Here is a 22,188-nt window from a genome sequence, read left to right as displayed (position 1 = left end):
GCCCTTTTCATGTAGTTAGCGGATTTATTTTCTTCGCGTCGCGATATCGCCCGAATCTGTTTCTTAAGAGGGAGCTTGTTCGATGCATGAAGGAGAAGATTGTTGCAAAAGTCCGGTTTGCTTGCCCTCGCCCTTGTTGTCACTGCGCTAACAGCGTGTTCCGAAACAACGCCCGGCCCGTCGGCAAGTGCCGCTCCTGCAAAACCGCCTGTCGATCCGACACCCATCACCGGCAACTGGTGCAGCTCCGATGGCCAGCGGTTCTCCATTTCCGGCGAGCGTTTTGACAGCCGCAACAGCCAGTGCTCTGTAACACGGATCAACAATTACGAAGGCACGTTTACCGTCGCCATGTCCTGCACTGCCAACGGTCAACAGTCGAACGAAAACATCACTATTTCACCTGTCGGCCAGTCGCTGCATATCTCGTTCCTGTCCATGGGTGGCAAGCGGGCAGTGGTGAGCCCCTGCGCCTCCTGACCGCCCCCTAAATCACATTAAGGCATAACCATGATTTGGCGCGATTTTCGCGCCAGATGCGTTTTTACGAGCAGAAGCATTGCGTTTTCCCGACGGAAATTACGGCGAACGCCCGACTAAATCATGACCAAAATATGGCCAATGATGTTCCGGGACAATGTGATGCGACAGGGCGATCCCGCTCTGCTAAACTTGCCGTTGCAATGCCACACCCAAACTGAAGGGAGACAGACATGAAAGTCGTATTCGTGACTACAGCTGTCCTCGCTCTGTCGGTTACAGCTGCGATGGCAGACTGCACTTATCATAATGCTCAATCCTCCACGAAGATGGAGAAGCCTCAGACAACTGCAAGCATTCAGACAACGGCACCGGAACAGAAATAGCTGCCGGAATGTTTGAAGCTGAACTGCCATATCTTCATTTGTGACGATCGTTGCCATAAGCAACCATCGTCACAAATTTTTTATAGAAGCATTTCCAGCAAAAGTGCGAAGCGGTTTTGCGCAGGATAATGCGTAAAAATAAATAGATAGAGCGGTTCCATGATTCAGTTTAATTGGAACCGCTTTAGAACTTCACGTTGAACGAAGCGTTGAAGCCATTCCGCACCGCTCCATCACCGAATTGCCCCTTGTAACCGGCAGCAAGTGAAGCATCTTCACTGAACTGGAAGTTCAGACCAGCCTCGATCAGGGCTGCGTCTTCGGCAACCGGCACGCCTGCCACGCTGAAGGGTTCCGAACCGGCGAAGGCATGACGGGCAACGGGTGTGATGTCACCCGCCGCATGTTGCCAGCCAAGCGTTGCGTGCAATGTCGAGGCTAAACCGCCAAGCGTCAGATCGGTCGCGGCTCTGAGCCCCAGCGTCGTATAGGTGACGTCGCTATTGTCGCTGTCGCTGTGAAGGCCAGCGACGCCATCCCCATCATAACCGTCAGTATGAAGCCGCACATAGGCCAGATTGGCAAAAGGCTCGAAGCTCGCGCGACCGGCCTGCATCTTGTATCCGGCCTCGCCGAACAATTGCAGCGCCTGTGCATCATACGAAGTTTCTTCCACCGCTTTGAAGCCGGCAAAGGAAATCGAGCGCCCGGTGTCGATATTGTACCAGCTATGGGTCGCGCCGAAACGAAGCCCTATATCGCCTGCGCCAACCTTTTCGATCACAGTTCCGGCGTAGGCACCCAGCGTATAGGAGTCTACATCGGCGCTTGAAAAGCGGTCATCCGCATCAAAGGAAGAATTGCCATAGCCTGCCATCAGACCGGTACGCCAGCTGCCGACCGGAATGTCGGTACCGATGAAAACACCGCCTGTAGAACCGGAAAGCTTGGCAGCATTGCCGTCGCCATCATTGGAGCCCCAAGCGCCATAACCTTGCAGCCAGAAGGCCGTTTCGGCGGTATTGGCACAAGCTTGACCGTAGGCTCCGGCGCTGCCTTTGCCGGTCCACACCGGATTGCCCGCCTTGCAATTTGCATCGAACGCAGCGCGCAAACGGTCGCCGATGGCGTCACGTGCAAACCGGCTTTCATCAATCAGAGCGCCTTTGACGCTGGCATGGATTTCGCCCGACAAGGCGTCGAAACCTGCTCGCGCTTCGGCAGCACTCAAGCTGACGAGCGCATTGTAAACCTCGCCACGGCCCAGCCTGTCGGCAGCGCCCGCCACCGCTTTTTGATTACGCGTTTCACCGACGCTGGCAAAGCTTGTGTCGTTGCGGTTGAGACGGAGATCGATTGTCGTCGCGCCATAAGTCAGGCTTGGCGTCAGGAATGCCAGATTGCTGTCGATGTTCGCAAAGGTCCCGCTGATGCCACCCGCCGAAGTCAGGATCGTATAGTTGGTCTGCGGTGACCAACTGCCATTTTCGCCAATGATCGAAAGACCACCCGCAAGCTGCGCAGAACCGCCGACCACGAGCTTGCCGGCCTCTCCCGCAGGCGTGGTGTCGATCTGCAGGACGCTGTTTGCCGTCTGCACCAGATTGCCATTGATGGTCAGCGTTCCGACGGAACCGCCCGGACGCAAGATGCCCTGATTGGTCACCGACCCGAGAATGACGCCGTGACCTCGCAAGGTGCCGCCTGTCCCGATGGTGACATCGCCACCCAGAACCGCAGCGGAAGGGTCGGCATCGCCGACCTTGAGCATACCGTTTTCGACGACTGTGGAACCGGCAAAACCCGCACCGTTGCCGTTGAAAACCAGCATGCCCGAACCCTGTTTCACAAGGCTTCCGCTACCGGAAAGGCTACCTGTGAAAATGCCATCGCTCTGCTGATCGAAGACAAGCTGCGCATTGTTGGTGATATTGCCCTGCAGGCTTGCCGTATCGCCCAGCAAGGTGCCGCCGCTGACAAGCGTGCCGCCGCTGTAGCTGTTGGCACCCGAAAGGACCAATTTGCCACCGCCCGATTTGACAAATGTGCCAGTGCCGGACAGATCGCCTGCAAATGCGCCGTCGCTCTGCTGGTCGAAGACGAGCCGCGCATTGTTGATGATATTGCCCTGCAGGCTTTCCGTGTCACCCTGCAAGGTGCCGCCGTTGACAAGCGTGCCGCCGCTATAGCTGTTTGCGCCTGACAGCACCAAGGTGCCGTCGCCGGATTTGACCAGAGCGCCGCTGCCCGAGAGAGCCTGCGACACCGTAAAGCGTGCCTCAGCGTCGGCAATGTCAAAGCCACCGCCATTGCCAGTCATGGTCACGCTGCGGGCTGTTTGCGAGAACCCTGTTCCCGTAATCCGCAGCGTACCGCCATCAAGAATGAGACCGCCGTTGATAAAGCTCATATTGCTGTCGTTCGATACAGAAAGTGTGCCGGCGCTGATCCTTGTGCCGCCGCTATAGGCATTGCTGGCATTGAGAACGAGCGTTCCCGCACCGGTCTTGGCGATGCCGTTTATACCAGCGATAACGGTGTCGATGGTTGCAGTCCAGTTTGCGCTTGCGGCCGAACCGTCACCCACGCGAATTTCAGGCATTGTCGCGTTCTGGCTCTGAAGGATCAGAATATCGCCGTCTAGCCGATAGCCGTCGCTGGCAAACTGCATTCCAAGCGCGCCAACCGTCCCGGCGTTGTCATCAACCGTGACGGTGCCCGACGCTCCACCGAATATTGCAAAACCCGGTTGCGGAGTCATAGGCCCCGTAAAACTGCCCTGACTATCCGTCCAGTTCGCGTTGGCAACGGACCACGTACCAGAGCCGCCGCCCATCTGGGAGGGACCTGCCAGGCCGTTTGCATTCCAGAAATTGAGTTCGACCCCGGGAGTCATGTTGACCAAATTGATCTGCTTGGTACCGGTGAGAATTTGGATAGCACTTCCCGCAGGCGGAAAGAACCCACCGCCATTGAAACTGAGAGCCCCACCATAGCTGAACAGATTGTATAGACCCGGCCCCATGCCACCGCCGTTGATGACATTGAGGACAGAAGCGTTTACGGTCAGATCGCCTCGGACACTGACACTGTCACTCTGACCGAAAGTCGCGAAATTTATACCCGGCGCGCCAAACTCGAAATCAAGCTGGCTGCCCTGCCCAACCGTAAGATTGCCGTCGACCGTCAGTGTTCCGATGCTGGCGCCAGGGCTTAAATGACTGCCCGAGGCGAGGGTCAAATCACCACCAATGCGACCATGCCCGCCAATTGTTGCGCCTGCACCAACCGTAACATTGCCCGCAATCGATGCGCTCGTGCCTCTTGTATCTCCGATAATGAGACTGCCAGCCATGACACTGGTAAGTCCGGCATGGATGCTGATACCGTTGAAAACCTGCCGTCCGCTGCCTTGTTTGACAATGCTGCCCGCACCGCTGATCGCCCCGGCGAAGGTCCGGCTGGTCGCATCGCCGAAGCTCAGCGTGCCGGGACCAAGTGTTACGCGCGTTCCAGCAACACCGCTCAATGCGCCGATGGTTTGGCTGCCTGCTGCACTGATGTCGAAATCAGCGCCTGCCGCGCCGAGATTTACAAAGCCACCAGTCGCGAGCGCCCCACCGGCACCGAGCGCCAGCGTGCCTGCATTGATTGTCGTGCCGCCGGTATAAGTGTTTGTGCCGGTGAGTGTCTGCCTGCCCCACCCCGTTTTCGTGATTCCGCCCATGCCGCCGATCGTTCCGCCGAATGTGGCGTTTGCGGCACCACCTAATGTCAGGGAGTTCGCTCCCATAGCAATACTGGTTCCGGCCGCTCCGGTCAGTTCACCAATAGATTGTGACGAGACAGCCGCGCTGATATCCAGAGCCGCACCTGCACCTGCGAGGTTCATAGCGCCGGTGCTTGCAAGTGCCCCACCGCTAGTGATCATCAGCGTGCCTGAATTGATCGTTGTGCCGCCGGTATAGGTGTTGGAACCGCCCAACATCAGTGTGGCGGCGCCGTTCTTGGTCAATCCGCCGCCCCCTGAAATGACCCCGCCCAGGGTCAATCCGTTGGAGCCGTTGACCGAAAGCGTCGCCCCACCAGTCACATTTATGCTGTTTGCAAGACTGACAGAGGCGCTGTTGTCGAGCTGGGCATTCCCATTGACTGTAATGCCGCCGCGTCCAAAAGCACTATCATTGCCGACGACGATACCACCAGCGGCAAAGTTTGTGCCCCCGCTGAAATCATTGGCGCCGGTGAGGATTTGTGTGCCAATACCCTGTTTGACAATTCCACCCGTACCGCTGATCGTCCCGGCAAAGATTTGATTGGTGGCATCGCCGAAGCTCAGTGTGTTGGGACCAAGTGTTACGCTTGTTCCAGCAACACCGCTCAATGCGCCGATAGTCTGGTTGCTGCCTGCCCCGCTGATATCGAAACCAGCACCTGACGCACCGAGATTTACAGAACCTGCAGCCGCAAGCGCCCCGCCGGCACCCAGTGCCAGCTTGCCTGCGTTGATTGTCGTGCCGCCGGTATAGATGTTTGTGCCAGTGAGTATCTGTGTGCCACTACCCTGTTTGACAATACCACCCGTACCGTTGATCGTCCCGGCAAAGGTCTGACTGGTCGCATTGCCGAATGTCAGTGTGTTGGGACCGAGCAAAACAGACGTACCGGAAACGCCGCTCAAGGATTCAATGGTCTGGTTTCCGCCTGCCGCACTAATGTCATAGGAACCCCCTGCGGTGTCGAGATCGACGCCTGCCCCCCGTGCGGTCGTTACGTAAAAACCCAGCGCCGCCGTCGTCATCAACAGCATGGATTTGTGACGCAACACGCCTGTCATGTGAATCCCCCCGGAAACCCGCCTGCGATGCATAGATTTTATTGAACAGCGCGAACGCGCTTTATCGCTTTTACATTGCGAATTGCTGAAACAAAAGAAGAAACCGCAATTTTTTGGTAGTAATATTGGATTTATTCGAAGCTTTCCTCGATGTACTTGCAACCAATAGATGCAGCAGCGCACAACCGAGAATTCGCGAAGCATGACCAAAAAAACATTATGCGCTTCAGCGAAACGCCAAAAAAAAGCGCGCCCTCCAGATGAAGGACGCGAAAGAGGTGCAAGCTCGCTCTGATCGAGGAACCCGAACGGCAGGTTCACAAGGCTCGACCAGATGCCAGTCGGCCATTCTTCCCGGAAAGCAACAATGATTGCAGGATCGGTTTTTATTCGTAGCTCGAAACGCATCGCTCCGAGAGTAACCGTTATCGCCGCTTCCGCGCTATCCGGACTGGTTGGCTGCCTATCGACCCCGACTCCCCGCGGTCGATAAGCAGCCCCCGCCCAATTTTTGCGCCAGCCTCCTAAGCCCCAACAGGCCGGCGATCATTTAGTGAACGCTCTAGTAGCGAAAAACAATTCCCCTATTCAGGGGGATAGTTCACAAAGAAAAACCAACCATTTTATCCAAAACTGACGTGTAACCGCCGGTAGAGATTAAAAATTTTCGTGAATCAGTTTGATATTTATTTGGAATTGGACCAAAATTTTTTAGTGTTATGTGTGAATTGTCGCTTTTGAAGGGGAATTTCGCTCGGCATTCTCAAGAGAATCTTGAAATTGCGCGCGTCCTCCCGTTTAAGCTTGGATACATTCGCAATTTTTCGCTTCTGGAGATGCCTCACGTGTCATGTGCAAACTGGATGTTCGCTTTCCAGCGTCTTCTGGCGTTCAGGGCACTGATCGCGCTTTTCGCCATCTGCCAAGTCATCCATTTCACTGGCCCGGCTGATGCCGCACCACCCGCTGCGGCAACCATCACGCTGACTATTGTCGCCCCGAATGGAACGACGCGCGTGCTGAGCAGCGATGACTTCACGAAACTGCCGCAGAACAGCTTGCAAACCAACACCGCATGGACCGAAGGGCCGCAGAATTTCGACGGCGTATTGCTGCGCGATGTGCTGGCGACGGTGGGTGTCGACGGAACAGAAGCAGGCAGCCACTCGATTACGGTGCTTGCGCTCAACGATTACAGCATCAGCATTCCGCTGGAAGACGCCTATAAATACGACGTCCTTGTCGCGCACAAGATGAACGGCAGGGAGTTGAACCGGCGAGACAAGGGGCCATACTGGATCGTCTACCCGCGCGACCAGCATGAGGAACTGAACGATTCGCGCTATGATCACCGCTGGGCATGGCAGCTGAAGCAGATCGAGGTGAAATGAGATTAAAGCGGGGCTACATTCTTTCCGGCCTTGTCATGGTGGGGTTTGCGGCCCTGCTCGCTTATGCTTTCATTCAGCTTCTCGTCATCCAGAAATCGCTCGCTACCTATGTCGGCGAAAACATGGTCTGGGCCATCACTCAGACCGAGCGTGACGCCGGGCGTCTCGGCGAAACCGCACTGACCCTGCCAAGCGGCAACACCAACACCGCCGATCTCTCACTCCGTCTCGACGTTCTCTACAGCCGTTTTGCGCTGCTGGCCGATGCCCCGCAGAAGAAATATTTCGCCCGCATTCCTGGCGGCGCCCAAACCATCCAGCGCAATGCCGACCGGCTTCCCGAGATAGAGGCGATGATCGATGCGGAGCCTGACAAATTCGATCCGATTGCCATCTATGAAGCGCTGGTTCCCATGCGCGAGGAACTGACCAAAGTTGCCAATGATGCGATGATACTGGAGCGTGACCGCGGCGGCGCACAGCGCGACCAGCAATTGCAGTCGATCTATCTGATCATGTTCGCGGTATTGGGCATCATGGCCACCGGCGCCATTCTGTCATGGCAGGTATTTTCCAACATGCGCAAGGCCGAGCGCGCCCACAAGGCGTTGCAGGAATACAAGCAGCAACTGGAACACACCGTCGCTGATCGCACAGCCGCCCTGCGCGAGGCACTGGAGAGTGAGCGCAAGGCCAAAGAACTCTACAAGAGTTTCATCACCACGGTGTCTCACCAGTTCCGCACACCCGTATCGATCATCGACATCATCGCCCAGCGTTTCATCCGTCGCGCCGACGAATTCACGCCCGAAATCATCGTCGACAAGGCAAAGCGGATGCGGAACGCCAGCCGCCGCCTGATCCTGCTTCTGGAGAGTACTGCCAATGCGGAACGTCTTGATGAGAACGGATTTCAGATCAACCGGCAACCAGTTGATTTCTCGGAACTGGTCCGCAATACCTGCGCCTATCATCAGGAATTGCATCCGGAGCTGGAGCTGGTCACAAACATTCAGGACAGCGAGACCTTCTGTTATTGCGACGGCATTCTGGTCGAGCAGATTCTGGTCAACCTGCTTGGCAATGCCACCAAATATTCCCCTGCCGACAAGCCCATCGAGGTGACCACCGAAGAAGACGAAAACGGGTTCAGATGCATCGTTCGCGATTACGGTATCGGCATACCGGCAGAGGATACCGACCGCATATTCACGCGCTTTTTCCGCGCCAGCAATGCATCGCACATGGCAGGCACCGGCCTTGGTCTCAGCCTGTCGCGCGCTTTGGCCGAATTACACGGCGGAACGCTTGTCTTCACTTCGGTTGAAGGGCAAGGTACGGTGTTCATTCTGACCCTACCAAAGGTGGCCCCGCATGCGACTACCTGAAACCCTCTCCATGCCGACCGTCCTCTGCATCGAGGACGAAACCCATATTCTGGAAGAACTGATCGATGAACTGAGCACTTCGGGTTTCAACGCTATCGGCGCGGCCAATGCAGGCGAAGCGTTGCGCATGCTGGACACGACGACGCCCGACATCATCATCTGCGATATATTGATGCCCGGCACCAATGGCCTGCAGTTTCTGGAACAGATTCGCGGCGCCCGTTCTGACCTTGCGGGAACGCCATTCCTGTTTCTGACTGCGCTCGCTGACCGCAGCCACGAGCTGACCGGCAGGGAGGCCGGCGCTGACGATTATCTGACCAAGCCAATCGATTTCGACGTTCTCATCCTCACAATCCGCGCGAGGCTCAATCTGGTCGCTCGGGTGAAGGCCATATCCGCCCATCCGGCGGCAATGGAACTGGAAGGCGAGTTCATCCATCTTTCGCGCCGGGAAACCGAAGTGCTGAAGGAGATCGGGGACGGGCACAAAAATGGTGAAATCGCCCGCAAACTTGGACTATCGGAACATACAGTCAGCGACTATGTGAAGGCCATCTATCAAAAGCTGAGCGTCTCTTCTCGCGCCGAGGCAACCCGTGAAGCAATAAGGCGCGGTCTCGTCGACATGAGATAAGCGAGCAAGTTCAAACATATTTGTTTGGGGATGACCGGCAATGATCTCGACAATCAGAAACCCCCAAACTACGGTTTGCGCATGAAGCAACCGGTTCGACGACGCGCTGTCTTCTTCATTGGCGGCTATGACCCTAAAACGCCCAAGGCGTTTTTTGGTCGATTGAATAGAGAAATCAAAAGGTTCGAGACACTCTGGGGCGTTCGTTCCGATGTTTCGGATGTCAGCATCTCGCCTGATTGCGAAATCGGCTCCGTGTTGATCAAAACGGTTCCTGCCGACGACGATTGGGATACCGAAACCGACTTTAATTTTCTCGTTCTGGACAGAATAGTGCTGGCGGATTTCGACCGCCCCCTGCCTGTCAGGCTGGCCAAATATCTTGTCGCTTTCGGCGATTTCGTCGTAACCGGCACAGCCTTTCGTTTCTTTGCGAAAGCCTGGCGCTTCGGGCTCTATTTCCTCTACCCGTTTCTTGTGCTCGCTTTGTTTGCAGCAGCAGGCTATGCCGTAGCGCGATGGACTGTGCAATGGCTGGGCGCCGTCAGCTGGCTCCTCGGTCTGGTGGTTTTTTCCGCAGCGCTCGCCGTTCTCGGCAAGCGGTGGTCAACCAACCATCTGATGGACCTATGGTCGTTTTCGCTCAATTTCATTCGGGGGCGGCGGCAGGACGCTGAATCTCTGATGCAGCGCTTTGCAGCCGGTATCGTCGAGCGCATCACCGCAAAACATTACGACGAAGTCATTCTGATCGGCCACAGCACCGGCGGCATGCTGATGCTGGACGTTGCCGCGCGCTGCCTTGCCATCGATCCGGAGTTCAGCAGCCGCGCGCCCAAAGTGACGGTCCTCACGCTTGGTTCAACCGCGCTCAAGGCAGGCTATCACCCTGCAGGCGGACATTTTCGCGAAGGCGTGCAACGGCTCGTGGACGACGGCAAGATCGACTGGGTGGAAATCCAGTGCCTGACCGACGCGATCAACTTCTACAAGACCGATCCTGTGGCCGAGATGGGCCTGAAGCGCGAGCCGCAACGGCCCTTCCCTGTCACAAAGACCGTGCGGATGAAGGAAATGCTGCAGCCGGAAATCTACAAGCGTGTGAAGCGAAACCTTTTTCGCGTGCACTATCAATATGTATTCGGAAATACAAAACCCTATTGGTATGATTTCTTTCAGATTTGCTGTGGTCCGATCTCGCTTAGAGACCGGACGGATGACCGAATAATCGGTGCCCTGCCAAAGAAGGAAACTATTGCCGAATGACACCGACACTGGCCGCAATCGTCTGGGCTATTGGGCTTGTTGCCTGGGTCGTTATCCGCATTCCGCATCAGCGGCGCGCGCGCAAGATCAAGGTTGCGAACAATGCAAAAACGCTGGCCGATCGGCTGGCGCTGGGTGCGGCGAGCGTCGGCCTGTCGCTGATCCCGATTGTCTATGTCGCAACCGGCTTTCCCGCCTTTGCTGACTATGGTTTCCAGCCATGGCTGGCCTGGATCGGTCTGATTGTCGAGATCGCATTCCTCTGGCTTTTCTATGCAAGCCATCGCCAGTTGGGCAAAAACTGGTCTGTTTCGCTTGAAATCCGCCGCGAGCACAAGCTGGTGACGGACGGGCTTTACAAATATGTCCGTCATCCGATGTATCTGTCATTCTGGCTGTGGGCGATTGCCCAATTCTGCCTGCTGCCGAACTGGTTTGCCGGACTGGCTGGCCTTGTCGGCGTCGCTATCCTCTATTTCTATCGGATCGATCACGAGGAGGCCATGATGCGCGCGGCATTCGGCAATTCCTATGACGAATATGCAAGCCGGACAGGCCGTGTCATTCCAAAAATCAAGTTCTAGTGATTTGGCTGAAACGGATCGGCGCTCTAGATACCTGTTCCAGTATATCGCGTTCAAAGTCGTTTCATCGTTCTCGAACGTGCTCAAACGAGTAATCGAAGATGACTTCAAAGCCGAACAGTTTGCGTCCCAAATCCCTGACCCGTCGCGGCCTCCTGTTTGCCGGGGCTGTACTTGCGTTCTATGGTAGCGCGGCACAGGCGGCACCCAAAACGCCTTCCAGAAGCTCGCCGCAAGCCGATGTCTATCTTCTGCGCGGTTTCGGGGACGTCTTCTCCACCGGCATCGATGAGATCGGCAAGCAGTTGCAGGCCAACGGAGTGGATGCGCATGTCGAGGGGCATCAGGCCTGGCGTTTCGTGCTGAACCAGATCCTCGCCGACCAGCGAAAGAACCCACGCGCGCCCGTGGTGCTGATCGGCCATTCGCTCGGCGCCAATGCCGTCATTGATATTGCAACCGCGCTCGAAAAGAAGGGCATTCAGGTCACTTATATGGCCACCTTTGCCGCCACCGCGCCAGCCCCTTTGCCCGGTAATATAAGGCGTGTCGTGAACTTCTATTTCAAGCAGCACGGCTGGGGCATGCCGCTGGCTGCCGGTCCGCGTTTCAAGGGCAACCTCGACAATCGCGACTTCTCAGGCATGAAGGATATCGGCCATTTCAACATCGAGAAGCAGCGCCCGCTTCAGGACGAAGTGGTTCGCAATGTGCTGAGCATCGTACGCTCAAGATGACCTGAAAAGCCGATTGGCGGAAGAGAATGGGAGTCGAACCCACCAAAGACCGTCTATCGGCCCCTCCCGGATTTGAAGTCCGGACATGCCACCGGGCATGCATCCCTTCCAGATATTGAATTCATTTCATAAATTCGTATCGGCACGCCATAGCAACGGGCAGATTTCCAACCTGTTGCTACTCTTTCATTCGCTCCTCATTCCTACAGCACCAGCAATCATAGCGTCAATCTGGAGCATGTCTCCCGAAAGTGGGAACCGGTTTCGGGATAAAGACATGATTAAAAACAAACAGATAGAGCATTTCCAACGATTCAGTCAAAACAGGAAATGCTCTAGACGGCTGGTATCCAGCCGCCGGTCACTGAATGATGCAGGTTCCCGGCCACTCATTGCATGGCCGGTTAGCGCAGCCGCCAACGGCGGCCAGAACGAGTATCAGGCAGATGGTCGTCGAAAGAGATTTCACTTCATTCCTCCGGTTGTCCCTACTTCCCCTTGCGTAAAATCACCGAACAAGTCCAGCTTGCGGCGGTTGAGGCGGCGCATGTCTCCGCGCCTTATCGTGACGCTGTTGCGATCGAAGAATTCCAGTATCTGGATCGCCACCTTGCGACCGCTATCCACCCGGTCGCGAAACCGCGCTGCAATGAACCAGCCACCATCAAATGCCGCATCCATATCCGACAGGATGCCGATCATTTCGGCAATCGTTGCCCGCAGGAAAAAATGGTCGTGCGCCACTTCGTGCACCCGGCCCATGCGCCCTGAAAGTTTGAGAAGGCGGCGAATATCTTCCTCCCGCTCATCAAGCAGAACCGAAATATCGCGCACGCGCGGCGGACGAAAACGAGCCTCACCGCCAAGCAGCGGCGCAATGCGCTGCCAGAGCGCCTCGTCGGCGTCGCTCATCGTTACTTCATGATCGCGCAGGCGAAGCCAGGCGCCGTCCAGCCTCAGCAGGTCCGCTTCGACCAGCGCGGCGATGGCAGCGCGAAAGGCGGGTGCTGGCAGGCGCGGTTTCAACAGCAACCGCAGCCGTTCGACACCCATGCCGATCAGGTCTGGATTTTCTTCATGGAAGACGCCGAGCCGCGCCAGAATATCGTCACGCAGAGCGTCCCATCGTTCCGGCAATAACAACAGCACGGAATTTGCTTGCGGGAGCATTACGGCATCGAGCCCGTGCGCCAGACCTTGCGGATCGTCCGCCAGCGCGCGGTCGCGCAGGAATGCTGTCGCATCAAGATAGTAAGGTTCGGCAGTCAGCAGTGCGCGTGCCGATTCCACCGGGTGGTCAATGGAGTGGGCGTCAAGCTGTGCCATGCGCTCCGGACTGCGGCGCTTGCGTTGCGGCGGGCGCAGATCGAGAAAACGTCCGCCGCCAATGGTGCGTTGTGCGGACACATCGCGGATGACGAAGCGGTCTCCGGCTGCAGCCGAGACAGGACGATCCAGCACCAGTTGCACTCGATCTTCTGTGCCCGGCTGGAGCTCTTCATCCCGCAAAAGCACGATGCGGGCACCGACCTCAGCTGACGCATGATGCAAGCGAACCGGGAACCACTGACCAAGCGGCTTTTTCTCCGAGGACAGGATTTGCAACGATGCATCGATGCGATCCGTCGGGCGATGAAGGCCGGGCGAAACCAGCATGTCGCCGCGATGTACCGCCTCTTTCGATATGCCGTCACCTGCCAGATTGAGCGCACAGCGATCACCTGCCTGCGCGGTCTCGCTTAGCCTGTTCTGCGCATGAATGGTGCGGATACGCGCCTCCTTGCCAGACGGGCTGATGACCAGATGATCGCCAATAGCGACCTTGCCGGAAAGCACCGTGCCCGTGACCACTGTGCCAGCGCCCTTGAGCGTGAAGGAGCGGTCCACCGCAAGACGAAAGCGTCCGTTTGTCCGCCGCTCACCGAATGCATGCGCTTGCACTTCCAGCAGCGCCTTCAGATCGTCGATCCCGGCACCCGACACGGTGGAGACCGCCAGAACGGGAATGTCGGCAAGCCCTGTCAGCGCCAGTTCATTGCGGATAGCAGTTTCAACTTCGGCAAGACGGTCGGGTTCGACAAGATCGGATTTGGTGATGACGGCGACACCGCGCCTGATGCCGAGCAGGTTGACGATTGCCAGATGTTCGCGGGTCTGCGGCATGATCCCGTCATCGGCAGCGACAACCAGCATGACGAAATCGATGCTCGCCGCGCCGGCAAGCATCGTATGCACGAATTTTTCATGCCCCGGCACGTCAACAAAGCCGAGTATGTCCTTTTCGTCGCCGGACAAGGGCAGATAGGCAAAACCGAGATCGATGGAAATGCCTCGCGCCTTTTCCTCCTTCAGCCGGTCCGTGTCGACCTGTGTAAGAGCGCGCACTAGCGAGGTCTTGCCATGATCGATATGCCCCGCCGTTCCGACGATCATGGCTTTTCGTTCAGCGCATTGCGCGCTGCCTCGATGAAAGGGGCGGCAAGCGCACTGCCGCCCGCCTCGGCGCGCATGAGACATTCGTAAGCCGCCACCGGGTCGCGTTCCACGCCCATGCCAAGATGCAGCGCGGCGCCAAGCATGGCTTCTCCATCCGGGTCGCCCGCAGCGGACGCATTCCGCCACCAGTAAACGGCCTGAGAGGGATCGCGCGGCACCCCGAGAGCATTATGATAGATCATGCCAAGCCGCGTCATGGCTGCAGCTATGCCGCCTTCCGCCGCCTTCAACGCCCATTCGCGCGCCTCAACCGGGTCGGCGGCTATCACCTCACCTTCCATGAGCATCCAGCTCAGCATGTCCTGCGCCTGCGGATCACCCTGTTCTGCAGCAAGCCGGTACAGCCTTGCAGCTTCCAGATAGTCGGCTTCAATATCTTCGCCCTTGAACAGCAACGAAGCGAGATTGCGCTGGCCGGAAGCATCGCCAGCCGCGGCGGAAAGGGCCAGCCAGCGCTGCGCCAGGCCGATATTTTTCTCAACGCCCATGCCGCCCGCAAAACAGGCGCCGATATTGTTCTGCGCGCGGGCATTGCCTGCACGTGCCAGCGGCTCCCAGATGGAAAGCGCCGCTGCGTAATCACCCGCCTTTGCAACGACAAGCGCATTTTCCAGCGCTTGAGCTGTCGTGTCCGGCTTCGGCTTGCGGGTGAAAAGATCAGCGAGCCGCATAGGATGACAGGTTCCGAACAAAACTGGTCTCGTCATCAAGGCAGCGCAGATCGAGTACGAGTGCACCCTTTTCGATCCGCCCGATGACCGGCAAAGGCAGCGCACGCAATGAACCGCCGAGCGCTGTCAGCACGGAGCCGCTACCGTCCTTCGGCACAATCGACAATCCGGCGCTTGGAACGGTCGAGAGCGGCAATGCGCCGGAGCCGATCTGGCTGGCGCAATCTGTCATCGCCACAACGAAAGCCGGGCCGAGTATTCTCTCCAGCTCCGGCTGGAGCCGTGCCGCCTGCGCCGCAATTTCGGTCTGCTGACGCGCCAGATAGCGAATAGTCGGCAGCTTTTCAGAAAGTCGTTCGGGGTTGCGATAAAGTTTCAACGTCGCTTCAAGTGCTGCGAGCCTGATTTTGTCCACCCGCAAAGCACGCTTCATCGGGTTCTTGTTAATACGGGCAATCAGATCGCGTCGCCCGACAATGAAGCCCGCCTGTGGTCCACCGAGAAGCTTATCGCCGGAAAAGGTGACGATATCTGCACCTTCAGCGACCGCTTCGCGCACTGTCGGCTCGTGTGCGAGACCGAAGGAAGTCAGATCGGCAAGTGTGCCGGAGCCAAGGTCATTGACCAGCGGCACGCCCTTAGCCTGCGCAATAGCGGCCAGTTCCGACGCTGTGACCTCCCGCGTAAATCCTTCGATCCGATAATTGGACGTATGGACCTTCAGTACCAGCCCTGTATCGGGGTTGATTGCATTCTCGTAGTCACGCGGATGGGTGCGGTTCGTGGTGCCGACTTCGACAAGCCGTGTCCCGGCGCGGGTCATGATGTCCGGCATGCGAAACGCGCCACCGATCTCGATCAGTTCGCCGCGCGATACAATGGCCTCCCTACCTGCAGCAAGGCTGTTCAGCACCAGAAGTACAGCAGCGGCATTGTTGTTGACGACGGTGGCATCTTCCGCCCCCGTCAGCTCACAGACAAGCGCCCGCAGATGATCATCGCGCTCGCCACGCCCGCCCGATGACAGGTCAAATTCGAGCGAAACCGCCTGCCGCATGGCTTGTGTGGCAGCCTCGACGGCGGCTTCGGCAAGAATGGCTCGCCCCAGATTGGTGTGCAGGACAGTTCCGGTCAGATTGAACAGCGGGCGCAGGCTCGATTGCCCTGACGCTTTAAGCAAGTGGAGAACCCGTTCAGCCAAATGCATGTTGCTGGAGAGCGAGGCGCCGGATTTCACCGCCTCGCGCTCATCGCCCAGCACCTTGCGAATAGCCTCAGTCACCGACGCGCGGCCAAAACTCTCCAATGCCCCGGAAAGCTCCGCCATTTGCAGGATGGCATCCACGGAGGGCAGGTGGCGCAGCGAAGACTTGATCTGGTCCATGCTGCCTCACAGTCCGGCAAGAAGCGGCGAGAAGCCGCCTCGCCTGTAAGGCGTCTCGCGCATCAATATATCAAGGCCGAGGCTCGCAATATCGTCGGTCATAGGATCGGCATCCGCCGATAGCTGCTGATAGATGATCTTGACCCAGCGCTGGCATTCGTCGCAGGTTTCAGCCTTGATAATGCCGCCACCTTCCTCGACTTCCTTGTAGCCGATACCCTTTGTCGAGCCGCAGCACACACATTTGACCCGGACATAGTGCCAGAGCGTGTTGCAGACGGAACAGGAGCAGAAACGCGCGCCATGCGCACCGTGCCAGCCCACGACCGTCGAGCTTGACGGAATGCTGCCGCAAGTCGGGCAGACGCCATCGGCAACGGGTTTCAGCGACTTCGGGTCAAGCGCCGCTGCAAGCCGCGTGAAATGGAGCTGCAAGCCTGCCCAGACATAGATATGTTCAGCAATTGCTTCCGGCGGCAGCATACCGGCAAAAATTGCCTCGATCATTCGGCGACGCGCACCCGCATCGCTGTTCGCCACACGTTCCAGCGCATCGGCGGCATCTTGCGGTTTGGCGATCGTGCAGGCGTGCTCGAACAGCCGGTCGAAGACAGTCCCGAGTGCTGGTTCCGATATGGTATCCGCACGATCGATCGCCGGCATGCCGAATTCCCGTCCCCGGTCGTCGCCGTGTCGCGCGGCGACAGGACCGAGACCAGCCGCTATTTCAGACTGTGCCTCGCTTAGTTCGGCAATGAACTCCAGATAAGGTTTCAGCGGGCTGACCGAACCCAGAAAACGCAGGCGCTCTGCTCTTCTGGCAAAAAGCGCGCCGGGGTCCGGCAATTGCACGAAGGGTGGGGCCGATATTTCGCCGATGACCGTCGGGTCCGGCACCAGATCTTTCTTGCCTGCCATGTCACTCCTCACGAACCCAACGGGTCACGTAAACCACGGAATATTATTACCCTCTAGGACGCCGAGCAAGTTCAGGCGGCAGGCTTGCTGCCGCCCTGCTTCACTTTCTGCTTCGATGTCAGTTCGCGCAACCACTTGCGGTGATGTCGCCATGCCCAGCCGCCGGTAACCGTGCCGCGTGTCATCGCATTGATCGTGCCCTTGACCCAGATCGCGGCATAGACGTGCACGATCCAGACACAGATCGCCGCCACCGCCGCCATGGAATGGACAAGCAGGGCCCAGCGCTGCTGGTTGATGCTGGTGAAGGAACCAAAATATTCGTTCCAGATCATCACGCCGGAAACAATCAGGATGATGATCAGCAAAGACATGGACCAGAAAACGAGCTTCTGACCGGCATTATATTTGCCGACTTCAGGCAGCTTTTCCTCATTGCCGGAAATCACGTCATTGGCATGTGCGAGCCATTGGCTGTCTTCGCGCTTCCACAGATTGGCGCTCCAGAAACGCACGAAAAGCCCCAGAAAGCTGAAGAACAGCACTACGCCGATCCATGGATGGATGGCGCGTGTCCATTGTCCGCCGCCAAACAGGCCCGACAGGAAAAACAGCGATGGGTGGAACATCGCAAGGCCGGACAGGGCCAGCAGCACGAGGCTGATGGCGGTGATCCAGTGATTGATGCGTGCGCCACCGGAATAGCGATGCACCTTGACGGGCTTACCGAGTTCTATCCCGTCACCGCGTTCAACATCGTCAAAGTCGGTCTTGCTCATGAGCTTTTCTCTCCCGTGAGCTTTTCGGCCTGTTCCTCGTCATGCTCTGTCACGACGTTCGGACCCTTGAAGATATAATGCAGCAGACCTGCTGCCGCAGCCAGCCCCATTGCGGCCATGCCTGCATATTTGGACACACCCTTCCACGCTTCGACAACCGGGCTGATGCGCGGATTGTTCGGCAGGTTGGCGTAGATTTCCGGCTTATCGGCGTGTTGCAGCACATACATGACATGCGTGCCGCCAACGCCCGGCGGATCGTAGAGCCCGGCATTTTCGAAGCCGCGCGATTTCAGATCCTTGATGCGGCCATCGGCCCATTCCTTCATCTCGTCCTTGGTGCCATAGACGATGGCCTGTGTCGGGCAGGCCTTGGCACAGGCCGGTCCCTGTCCCACCGCGATGCGGTCGGAGCAGAGCGTGCACTTATAGGCCTTGTGGGTTACTTCCGAAACACGCGGAATGTTGAACGGGCACCCCTTGATGCAATAGCCGCAGCCGATGCAGTTATCGTGGATGAAATCGACGATACCGTTGGAATATTGCACGATTGCGCCTGGCGCCGGACATGCCTTGAGGCAGCCGGGGTCTTCGCAATGCATACAGCCATCCTTGCGGATCAGCCACTCCAGATTGCCGGTGTCGGGATTATCCCACTCGGTAAAGCGCATCAAGGTGAAGGTGTTCGGCGTCAGATCGTGCGGATTGTCATAGACACCCACATTGATGCCAACCTCCTCATGCGTGTCGTTCCATTCGGCGCAGGCGGACTGGCAGGCCTTGCAGCCGATGCATTTCGACACGTCGATGAGCTTCGCCACCTCGGTCTGGCGCTCGGCAGGCGGCGTCACATTCGACGCCGACCGCCTGATCAGGTCCTTGTCACCGAAACGCGGCTGTTGCGGCTGGACGCTAGGATTGGGAACGGGTGGAAACATCTCTAGTCCCTCCTAAGCTACAGGCGCGCTTGAGCGCTCGATATTGACCAGAAACGCCTTGAACTCCGGCGTCTCGATGTTCGCGTCGCCGACGAAAGGTGTCAGCGAATTCGGGCCGAAGCCCTTGCGGGCAGCACCCATGAAGCCCCAGTGGAGCGGAATGCCGACCACATGCACCGTCTTGCCGTCGCAGATGAGCGGCTTGATGCGCTTGGTCACCACGGCTTTGGCCTTGACCGAGCCGCGCTTCGACCACACCCGCACCCAGTCGCCCTTGGCAATGCCCTTTTCCTTCGCCAGCTCTTCCGAGATTTCCACGAAGAATTCCGGCTGCAGAACGGCATTCACCGTGACGTGCTTCGTCCAGTAGTGGAAATGCTCGGTCAGGCGGTAGGAAGTCGCCGCATAGGGGAATTCCTCCGAGGCCGTTTCCGCGAACTGCTTGAAGTCGTCGTTGAAGACGCGTGCCACCGGATTGCCCCGAACCTTCGGCGCGATCACATTGGCGACAGGCGATTCAAACGGCTCGTAATGGGCCGGGAACGGACCGTCACGCATCATGCCGCGGCTGAACAGGCGCGAAGAGCCTTCCGCATTCATGATGAACGGACCGACCTCGTTCGGCTTGGCGGTCGGCGCGATGTCCGGCACGTCATAGCCCGTCCATTTCGAACCGTCCCATTCGATGAGCTTGCGGCTCGGGTCCCACGGCTTGCCGTTGAGGTCGGCGGAGGCGCGGTTATAGAGAATGCGACGGTTTGCAGGCCACGACCAAGACCAGTTGAGATAGGCGCCTGTCTCGTCCGGATCATGGTTGTCGCGGCGAGCCATATTGTTGCCAGCCTCGGTGAAGCAACCGGAATAAATCCAGCATCCCGATGCCGTCGAACCGTCGTCGCGCAATGCTGCAAAGCCGGACAGAAGTTTGCCAGCCTCGGCAACCACCTTGGTCGGATCGGTTGGATCGGTCACCGTGCCAATCGCACGACCGTTCAGTTCCTTGGCCAGTTCTTCAGCCGTCGGTTCGCCCTCATCCTTGTAATCCCACACGAGATTGAGGATCGGATCGGGGAAAGCACCGCCTTCCTTACGATAAAGCTCCTTCAGCCGCAGATATATCTGCGCCATGATCCAGTTATCGGTCTTCGCGTCGCCGGGCGGTGTAGCACCAGGCCAGTGCCATTGCAGCCAGCGTCCGGAATTGGTGAGCGAACCCTCATCCTCTGCAAAGCAGGTGGAGGGCAGCTGGAACACTTCCGTCTGGATGGAAGCCGAATCCACATCGTTGAATTCACCGTGGTTTTCCCAGAAACGGGAGGTTTCCGTTTCCAGCGGGTCCATCGTCACGAGGAATTTCAGCTTCGACAAAGCATCGGTCAGCTTCTTGCGGTTCGGCACCGCCATCAGCGGATTGAAGCCCTGACAGACATAGCCGTTGACCTTGCCTTCATACATCATGTCGAAGATACGAAGCATGTCGTAATTCGGCACGTCCAGCTTCGGCAGCCAGTCATAGACGAAGTCGTTTTCGACAGTTGCGGCACTGCCCCACATCGCCTTCTGGAAACTGACGAAGAACTTGCGATAGTTCTGCCAGTAGCTCGTCTGGTTCGGGCGCAGCGGCTTGAAACCGCGTGTCGACATATAGATTTCGAGATCGGTTTCCTTTTCAACCGGGATATTCATATAGCCCGGCAGAAGATTGGACATCAGACCGATATCGGTCAGCCCCTGAATGTTGGAGTGACCGCGCAGCGCATTCATGCCGCCGCCACGCACGCCAATATTGCCGAGGATCAGCTGCAGCATCGCCATGCAGCGAATATTCTGCGACCCCTTGGAATGCTGCGTCCAGCCGAGCGCATACATCGACGTCATCGTCTTGTCAGGCGCCGAGCATTCGGACATCATCTCGGCCACTTTCAGGAATTTCTCCTTCGGCGTGCCACAGATGCGTTCCACCATTTCCGGCGTGAAGATCGAAACATGCTGCTTCAGCAGGTTCCAGACGCAGCGCGGGTTCTGCAACGTGTCATCGACAACCGCATAGCCGTCATCGCCGATCACATAGTCCCAGCTCGAGCGGTCATAATCCCGCTTTTCCTCATCATAGCCGGTAAACAGCCCGTCCTTGTATTCGAAGCCATCCTTGATGATGTAGCTGGCATTGGTGAAATGCTTCACATAATCCCACTGCACCTTGTCATTCTGGATGCAGTAATTGATGACGCCAAGCAGGAAGGCGATATCCGAACCCTGCCGGATAGGCGCATAGAAATCCGCCACGGAAGCCGTGCGCGTGAACCGCGGATCGACGACGATCAGCCGGGCACCGCGGTTGGCCTTGGCCTCCGTCACCCATTTGAAGCCGCAAGGATGCGCTTCCGCCGCATTGCCGCCCATGACGACGACGAGATCGGTGTTCTTGATATCGGTCCAGGAGTTGGTCATTGCTCCGCGGCCAAATGTTGGGGCGAGACTCGCCACCGTCGGGCCGTGTCAGACGCGTGCCTGGTTATCGAATGCAACTATGCCTGTGCTGCGCACCACCTTGTAGGTGAGAAACGCCGTTTCATTGGTGGTTGCCGAAGCCGCAAGGAAGCCTGTCGAGGTCCAGCGGTTGACTGTTGTGCCCGCCGCGTTCTTCGCGATGAAGTTGGCGTCGCGGTCGTCTTTCAGATGCCGCGCGATGCGGTCAAGCGCATCTTCCCAGGCAATCTGTTTGAACTCGGACGAACCCGGCTCGCGTACCTGCGGATATTGCAGGCGGGTCTTCGCCTTGACGAAATCCTTCAGTGCCGCACCCTTCGGGCAAAGCGTTCCGCGATTGGTCGGGTGATCCGTGTCGCCTTCGACATGGATCAGCTCGGCCTTTTCGCCTTTCCTGACATCCCCCTTGGAATAAAGGATGATACCGCAGGCGACCGAGCAGTAAGGGCAGGTATTTCGGGTTTCGGCCGTGTTGGTCAGCTTGAATGGGCGAATGGATTCGGCATAGGCGCTTTCCACTGCACCGAAACCGAAGGACCCAAGCGCCGAAGCCGCCACTACCGCCCCCGTTCCGCCCAGAAACTGGCGGCGTGAGAGCTCCACATTCATTGCGCTGCACCTCCCTGATCGTCAGAAGAAAAACGCCGAAGCATATTCTTCTTTAAATTGGACTTGCCTGACATCAGTTCACCGCAATAAAACCAAGTTGTCAACCGAACAGCAGGCTAAAAAAATTAACAATAAGGTGCATTTATCAATAACATGACTTTAATTGTCATGTATTAATACATGGACTTCATCACGAG

15 protein-coding genes and 1 tRNA gene are annotated in these 22,188 nt (G+C 57.5%); 7 read left to right on the top strand and 9 right to left on the bottom strand.

Annotated features, from left to right (window positions below; genetic code table 11):
* Window positions 1-102 precede the first annotated feature (102 nt).
* Window positions 103-480, top strand: coding sequence for a hypothetical protein (locus OANT_RS14915; RefSeq protein ID WP_040128481.1), 378 nt, complete (start codon window positions 103-105; stop codon window positions 478-480).
* A 570-nt stretch (window positions 481-1,050) separates the two neighbouring features.
* On the opposite strand, the gene OANT_RS14910 is transcribed toward OANT_RS14915, so the two are convergent.
* Window positions 1,051-5,703, bottom strand: coding sequence for an autotransporter-associated beta strand repeat-containing protein (locus OANT_RS14910; RefSeq protein ID WP_011982624.1), 4,653 nt, complete (start codon window positions 5,701-5,703; stop codon window positions 1,051-1,053).
* 836 nt (window positions 5,704-6,539) lie between these two features.
* Between OANT_RS14910 and OANT_RS14905 the strand changes: the two genes are divergently transcribed.
* The 6 genes from OANT_RS14905 (at window position 6,540) to OANT_RS14880 (ending at window position 11,706) form a co-directional block, all read left to right on the top strand.
* Complete coding sequence (locus OANT_RS14905; protein ID WP_011982623.1) at window positions 6,540-7,094, top strand: putative pterin-binding protein; 555 nt, start codon at window positions 6,540-6,542, stop codon at window positions 7,092-7,094.
* Window positions 7,091-8,482 (top strand): sensor histidine kinase, encoded by a 1,392-nt coding sequence (locus tag OANT_RS14900; RefSeq protein ID WP_011982622.1) that lies wholly within the window; start codon window positions 7,091-7,093, stop codon window positions 8,480-8,482. Before OANT_RS14905 ends, OANT_RS14900 begins: the two co-directional genes overlap by 4 nt.
* Window positions 8,469-9,119, top strand: a complete 651-nt coding sequence (locus OANT_RS14895) for a response regulator transcription factor (RefSeq protein ID WP_011982621.1) — start codon at window positions 8,469-8,471, stop codon at window positions 9,117-9,119. The genes OANT_RS14900 and OANT_RS14895 overlap by 14 nt, the downstream gene beginning before the upstream one ends.
* Before the next feature lie 81 nt (window positions 9,120-9,200).
* Entirely contained in the window at window positions 9,201-10,385 is a 1,185-nt protein-coding gene (locus OANT_RS14890) for an alpha/beta fold hydrolase (protein ID WP_040128770.1), read from the top strand.
* Window positions 10,382-10,969, top strand: a complete 588-nt coding sequence (locus tag OANT_RS14885) for a protein-S-isoprenylcysteine O-methyltransferase (protein ID WP_011982619.1) — start codon at window positions 10,382-10,384, stop codon at window positions 10,967-10,969. The genes OANT_RS14890 and OANT_RS14885 overlap by 4 nt, the downstream gene beginning before the upstream one ends.
* A 101-nt stretch (window positions 10,970-11,070) precedes the next feature.
* Complete coding sequence (locus OANT_RS14880; protein WP_011982618.1) at window positions 11,071-11,706, top strand: alpha/beta hydrolase family protein; 636 nt, start codon at window positions 11,071-11,073, stop codon at window positions 11,704-11,706.
* Window positions 11,707-11,720: 14 nt separating this feature from the next.
* Here OANT_RS14880 and OANT_RS14875 read toward each other — a convergent pair.
* The 8 genes from OANT_RS14875 to fdnG form a co-directional block, all read right to left on the bottom strand.
* Window positions 11,721-11,816, bottom strand: a tRNA-Sec gene (locus tag OANT_RS14875).
* 355 nt (window positions 11,817-12,171) lie between these two features.
* Entirely contained in the window at window positions 12,172-14,139 is a 1,968-nt protein-coding gene (gene selB, locus OANT_RS14870) for a selenocysteine-specific translation elongation factor (RefSeq protein WP_011982617.1), read from the bottom strand.
* On the bottom strand, window positions 14,136-14,873 hold the full coding sequence (locus OANT_RS14865) for a tetratricopeptide repeat protein (protein ID WP_011982616.1): 738 nt from the start codon (window positions 14,871-14,873) through the stop codon (window positions 14,136-14,138). Before OANT_RS14865 ends, selB begins: the two co-directional genes overlap by 4 nt.
* Entirely contained in the window at window positions 14,860-16,257 is a 1,398-nt protein-coding gene (gene selA / locus OANT_RS14860; protein ID WP_011982615.1) for an L-seryl-tRNA(Sec) selenium transferase, read from the bottom strand. The genes OANT_RS14865 and selA overlap by 14 nt, the downstream gene beginning before the upstream one ends.
* A 6-nt stretch (window positions 16,258-16,263) precedes the next feature.
* Window positions 16,264-17,175 (bottom strand): formate dehydrogenase accessory protein FdhE, encoded by a 912-nt coding sequence (gene fdhE / locus OANT_RS14855; protein WP_011982614.1) that lies wholly within the window; start codon window positions 17,173-17,175, stop codon window positions 16,264-16,266.
* A gap of 71 nt (window positions 17,176-17,246) precedes the next feature.
* Window positions 17,247-17,954 (bottom strand): formate dehydrogenase subunit gamma, encoded by a 708-nt coding sequence (locus OANT_RS14850; protein WP_011982613.1) that lies wholly within the window; start codon window positions 17,952-17,954, stop codon window positions 17,247-17,249.
* Entirely contained in the window at window positions 17,951-18,892 is a 942-nt protein-coding gene (gene fdxH, locus OANT_RS14845; RefSeq protein ID WP_010660824.1) for a formate dehydrogenase subunit beta, read from the bottom strand. Before fdxH ends, OANT_RS14850 begins: the two co-directional genes overlap by 4 nt.
* A 12-nt stretch (window positions 18,893-18,904) precedes the next feature.
* On the bottom strand, window positions 18,905-21,991 hold the full coding sequence (gene fdnG / locus OANT_RS14840) for a formate dehydrogenase-N subunit alpha (RefSeq protein ID WP_080728145.1): 3,087 nt from the start codon (window positions 21,989-21,991) through the stop codon (window positions 18,905-18,907).
* Window positions 21,992-22,188: the final 197 nt, after the last annotated feature.

The organism is Brucella anthropi ATCC 49188 (assembly GCF_000017405.1).
Taxonomy (GTDB): Bacteria; Pseudomonadota; Alphaproteobacteria; order Rhizobiales; family Rhizobiaceae; genus Brucella; species Brucella anthropi.
The sequence above is the reverse complement of the archived record's forward strand: the minus strand, read 5'-3'. Positions and strand labels throughout refer to the sequence as shown.

Bases quoted from the DNA above. Each gene is read 5' to 3' on its own strand.
- OANT_RS14910 (WP_011982624.1), bottom strand. From the start codon at position 5,703: ATGACAGGCGTGTTGCGTCACAAATCCATGCTGTTGATGACGACGGCG.
- OANT_RS14865 (WP_011982616.1), bottom strand. From the start codon at position 14,873: ATGCGGCTCGCTGATCTTTTCACCCGCAAGCCGAAGCCGGACACGACA.
- fdhE (WP_011982614.1), bottom strand. From the start codon at position 17,175: ATGGCAGGCAAGAAAGATCTGGTGCCGGACCCGACGGTCATCGGCGAA.
- OANT_RS14905 (WP_011982623.1), top strand. From the start codon at position 6,540: ATGCCTCACGTGTCATGTGCAAACTGGATGTTCGCTTTCCAGCGTCTT.
- OANT_RS14890 (WP_040128770.1), top strand. From the start codon at position 9,201: ATGAAGCAACCGGTTCGACGACGCGCTGTCTTCTTCATTGGCGGCTAT.
- OANT_RS14880 (WP_011982618.1), top strand. From the start codon at position 11,071: ATGACTTCAAAGCCGAACAGTTTGCGTCCCAAATCCCTGACCCGTCGC.
- selA (WP_011982615.1), bottom strand. From the start codon at position 16,257: ATGGACCAGATCAAGTCTTCGCTGCGCCACCTGCCCTCCGTGGATGCC.
- OANT_RS14850 (WP_011982613.1), bottom strand. From the start codon at position 17,954: ATGAGCAAGACCGACTTTGACGATGTTGAACGCGGTGACGGGATAGAA.
- OANT_RS14895 (WP_011982621.1), top strand. From the start codon at position 8,469: ATGCGACTACCTGAAACCCTCTCCATGCCGACCGTCCTCTGCATCGAG.
- fdxH (WP_010660824.1), bottom strand. From the start codon at position 18,892: ATGTTTCCACCCGTTCCCAATCCTAGCGTCCAGCCGCAACAGCCGCGT.
- OANT_RS14885 (WP_011982619.1), top strand. From the start codon at position 10,382: ATGACACCGACACTGGCCGCAATCGTCTGGGCTATTGGGCTTGTTGCC.
- selB (WP_011982617.1), bottom strand. From the start codon at position 14,139: ATGATCGTCGGAACGGCGGGGCATATCGATCATGGCAAGACCTCGCTA.
- OANT_RS14900 (WP_011982622.1), top strand. From the start codon at position 7,091: ATGAGATTAAAGCGGGGCTACATTCTTTCCGGCCTTGTCATGGTGGGG.